The sequence below is a fragment of the Flavobacterium macrobrachii genome (assembly GCF_014486675.1).
In the GTDB taxonomy this organism is placed as follows: Bacteria; Bacteroidota; Bacteroidia; order Flavobacteriales; family Flavobacteriaceae; genus Flavobacterium; species Flavobacterium macrobrachii.
In genome coordinates this window covers 1-4325 of record NZ_JACTAC010000118.1, presented here as the reverse complement: position 1 = coordinate 4325, position 4325 = coordinate 1, and the positions used below count along the sequence as shown (strand labels likewise).

The 4325-nt window shown below is 33.4% G+C and carries 5 protein-coding genes; 1 reads left to right on the top strand and 4 read right to left on the bottom strand.

What is annotated here, in order from left to right; all coding sequences use genetic code 11:
• Nucleotides 1–9: 9 nt before the first annotated feature.
• From tsf to rplM, 4 genes are all read right to left on the bottom strand, one after another.
• On the bottom strand, nucleotides 10–972 hold the full coding sequence (gene tsf / locus IAI56_RS15240) for a translation elongation factor Ts (RefSeq protein WP_187658679.1): 963 nt from the start codon (nucleotides 970–972) through the stop codon (nucleotides 10–12).
• 118 nt (nucleotides 973–1090) lie between these two features.
• On the bottom strand, nucleotides 1091–1888 hold the full coding sequence (gene rpsB / locus IAI56_RS15235; protein ID WP_187658678.1) for a 30S ribosomal protein S2: 798 nt from the start codon (nucleotides 1886–1888) through the stop codon (nucleotides 1091–1093).
• A gap of 154 nt (nucleotides 1889–2042) precedes the next feature.
• On the bottom strand, nucleotides 2043–2429 hold the full coding sequence (gene rpsI / locus IAI56_RS15230; RefSeq protein ID WP_187658677.1) for a 30S ribosomal protein S9: 387 nt from the start codon (nucleotides 2427–2429) through the stop codon (nucleotides 2043–2045).
• Nucleotides 2429–2884: a 50S ribosomal protein L13 gene (gene rplM / locus IAI56_RS15225; protein ID WP_187658676.1), complete on the bottom strand. Its 456-nt coding sequence runs from the start codon at nucleotides 2882–2884 to the stop codon at nucleotides 2429–2431. Before rplM ends, rpsI begins: the two co-directional genes overlap by 1 nt.
• 182 nt (nucleotides 2885–3066) lie before the next feature.
• Between rplM and IAI56_RS15220 the strand changes: the two genes are divergently transcribed.
• On the top strand, nucleotides 3067–4089 hold the full coding sequence (locus tag IAI56_RS15220; protein ID WP_187658675.1) for a LacI family DNA-binding transcriptional regulator: 1023 nt from the start codon (nucleotides 3067–3069) through the stop codon (nucleotides 4087–4089).
• Nucleotides 4090–4325: the final 236 nt, after the last annotated feature.

Here is a 4325-nt window from a genome sequence, read left to right as displayed (position 1 = left end):
GATAATGTATTATCCTAAAGAAACACGTTTGAAACCTGTAATTTCTACATTAAATCCTTTTACATAATCAGCTACTTTTTTACTGTCATCTTTGATGAAGTTTTGGTCTAATAATGCTTTTTCTTGATCTAAAGTAGTATTGTCAGAAATAAAACGAGCTACTTTTCCTGGAAGGATTTTGTCCCAAATTGCCTCTGGTTTACCTTCTGCTTTTAATTCAGCTTTTGCATCTTCTTCTGCTTGTTTGATAACTTCTGGAGTTAATTGAGAGAAAGAGATGTATTTAGGAACGTTTTTCAATGTTTTTCCTAAACGTGCAGCTTCTTCGTTTTCTTTTTCGATTACAGCAATACGAGCAGCAAGTTCTGAGGCAACGAAAGCAGGATCAAAATCTTTGTAAGATAATGTGTCAGCTCCCATTGAAGCAACTTGCATAGAGATATCTTTTGTTAATGTTTCAGCATTGTCAACTTTAGCAGAAATAGCTGTTAAAGCAGCAATTTTGTTAACGTGAACATAAGACCCAACGAATGCACCTTCTAAAATTTCGAAACCACCGATTTCGATTTTTTCACCGATAACACCTGTTTGCTCGATTAATTTTTCAGCAACTGTAATTCCGTTGAAATCAGAAGCTAAAAATTCTTCTTTAGAAGAGAAGTTGATTGCTCTTTCTACTAAATCTTTAGCTAAAGCTACGAAAGCTTCGTTTTTACCTACGAAATCTGTTTCACAGTTTAAAGTGATGATAGCTCCTTTTGTGTTGTCTGCATTGATAAAAGAAACAGCTGCACCTTCAGAAGACTCTCGGTCAGAACGGTTAGCTGCAACTTTTTGTCCTTTTTCTCTAAGGTTTTGAATTGCTTTATCGAAATCTCCTTCAGCTTCAACTAAAGCTTTTTTACAGTCCATCATTCCGGCACCTGTAAGTTGTCTTAATTTGTTTACGTCTGCAGCAGTAATTGTTGCCATTTTGTTTTTTATTTTAAGATTAATAAAATTCTTTTAAAAAAAAATTACGAATTACAAACTTAAAATCACGAGTATAATAATTCGTAATTCTTAATTCATAATTCGTAATTATTGGTTTTTATTCTTCAGACTTAGTTTCTGTAGCCTCTACTACTGGAGCAGCAACTTCAGCAACAGCTGTTTCTACCGAAGCTTCGGTATCTGGAGCATCAACTTCTTTGTCAGAAGTTCTGTTTGCTAATCCGTCTTTTACAGCGTCAGTAACCAATGATAAAATTTTATCGATTGATTTAGAAGCATCATCATTGGCTGGAATAACGTAATCTACTTCACGTGGATCAGAGTTAGTATCAACCATTGCGAAAACTGGAATGTTTAATTTTTGTGCTTCTTTTACTGCGATGTGTTCTGCTTTGATATCTACTACAAATAATGCAGCAGGTAATCTTGACATATCAGCGATAGAACCTAAATTCTTTTCTAATTTTGCACGAAGACGATCAACTTGTAATCTTTCTTTTTTAGAAAGTGTCATGAATGTTCCGTCTTTCTTCATTTTATCAATAGAAGCCATTTTTTTAACCGCTTTTCTGATAGTAACGAAGTTAGTTAACATTCCACCTGGCCATCTTTCAGTGATGTAAGGCATGTTACAAGCTGCAGCTTTTTCAGCTACGATGTCTTTTGCTTGTTTTTTGGTAGCTACAAAAAGTACTTTTCTACCAGATGCTGCAATTTTTTTCAAAGCTTCATTAGCTTCTTCAATTTTTGCAGCTGTTTTATAAAGATTAATGATATGAATACCATTTCTTTCCATATAAATATAAGGAGCCATATTTGGATCCCATTTACGAGTCATGTGTCCAAAGTGAACACCTGCTTCTAATAAATCTTTAACTTCAATTTTGTTTGCCATTGTGTAATAGTTTACGTTCCGTTGTTATAGCAATTTTCAAGTAGTTACTTTCGTTAGTCTTAAAAATTTAGATGCTAAACTAATCCCTTTTTCGTCAAAAAGAATATCGGCAACTTTATTAATTTCAATTTTAATTTGTAAAAAAATCTGAATATTAACGTTTTGAGAATTGGAATCTCTTACGTGCTTTTTTCTGACCGAATTTTTTACGCTCTACCATTCTTGGATCTCTTGTTAATAATCCTTCTGGTTTTAGGATAGCTCTGTTTTCAGCTTCTACTTCACACATTGCGCGAGCGATTGCCATTCTTACAGCTTCTGCTTGTCCTGTTGAACCACCACCATATACATTTACTTTAACGTCAAAGTTTTCTGCATTGTTTGTCATAGACATTGGTTGCAATACTTTGTACTGTAAAGTAGCTGTTGGAAAGTAGTTGTTAAATTCTCTTTTGTTTACGGTGATTTTTCCTGTTCCTTCAGAAACATAAACACGTGCAACTGCACATTTTCTTCTACCGATTTTGTGAATTGTTGCCATTACTTAAGATCGTTTAGGTTAACTGTTTTAGGTTTTTGTGCAGCATATTTGTGCTCAGTTCCTACAACAACATTTAGATTTCTGAAAAGTTCAGCTCCTAATTTGTTTTTAGGTAACATTCCTTTAACTGCTTTTTCAACAAGTGTAGCAGGGTTTTTTGATTGCAAAACTTTTGCAGTCAAAGATCTTTGTCCTCCTGGATAACCTGTGTGACGAATATACGTTTTGTCGTCAAGTTTGTTACCGGTAAGGTTAATTTTCTCTGCGTTGATAACAATTACGTTATCTCCACAGTCGACGTGAGGTGTATAACTTGGCTTGTATTTACCTCTAAGAATCATAGCGACCTTTGAAGATAAACGACCTAAGTTATGACCATCAGCATCTACAATGATCCACTCTTTTTGAACAGTGGCTTTGCTTGCAGATTGTGTCTTGTAGCTTAATGCGTCCATAATAATATTTTAATTAAACATTCCATTCCTAATTAAAGGAGTGCAAAAGTACAAATAAATATCATATATCCAAACAGTCATAAAAAATTTCTTTTAATTGCTTTTCAACCAATTAGCGAATACAAATAAATATTCCATTCCTATAATTTATTTTTCTATTTTTACACTTTAACTATGACCAAATGAAATCGAAAGCTACTTTAAAACAAATTGCAAAAGAATTAGGAGTTTCTGTTTCGACAGTTTCTAAGGCTTTGAACGGAAGTCCGGAGATTAGCGAGCCAACAAAACAGCGCGTTCAAGAATATGCAAAACTGAAAAATTACAAACCAAATGTTATCGGTTTAAATCTAAAAAATAGAAAAACTAAAACTATTGGCGTAATTATTCCTAATATTTTGAATTCATTTTTTGCTAAAGTTTTTAGTGGAATTGAAAAAGTTTGCGATGAAAAAGGCTATAAAGTCATCACTTGCATCTCTAACGAATCGTTAGAAAAAGAAATTAACGCACTTGAAATGTTGAGTAACGGAACTATCGATGGTTTTATTCTTTCCATTTCAGAAGAATCTCAAAAACTTCAGAGTTTTAATCATTTTAAAGAAATTATCAATGAAGGAACTCCAATTGTAATGTTTGACCGAATTGCCGAAGAAGTAAACTGCGACAAAGTTGTTGTTGACGATTTCGAGTCGGCAGTTAACGCTACTAACCATTTGATAAATTCAGGTTGTAAAAAAATAGCGTTGTTGTCAGCCATTGATAATTTAAGTGTAGGAAAACTTAGAGCGCAAGGTTTTTACAAAGCCATTGAAGATAAAGGTATAAAAGTAGATGAAAATTTAGTTATACTAACCAATAATAGCGAAGAGTTTAACTCTAAAATTGGTGGTTTCTTTATCAAAAATAAACCCGACGGCGTTTTTGCTTTAGACGAACACGCATCTGTTACTGCTATGAAATTAGGCATTCAAAACGGTTATAAAATTCCACAAGAACTTTCAATCATTGGTTTTGCTGATGGTGTTTGGTCGCGAAGAATGACTCCAAGTATGTCAACCGTTAGTCAACATGGTCCAGAAATTGGCGAAGTAGCAGCACAATTACTAATCGAAAAGCTCGAAAGCAACGACGAAACTTACACATACACTACAACTGTAATCAACACCGAATTAAGACAACGCGATTCGACCAAAAAAATTTAATAAATTTTAACAAATCGACGCAACCTTTTAACATTTGCTTCATCAAGAAGTAATAATCAAACTTGAAGCATGAAAATAAATACAATCTCTTTTCTTTTTATCACTTTCTTTTATAGTTTGACTTCATTTGCTCAAGAAAAATTAGATGTATTTGAAGTTGCTCGAAAAGGAACTGCTCAACAAGCTTTAGAAATCATTAAAACAGATGCAAAAGCGTTCAACACAACAAACAACAA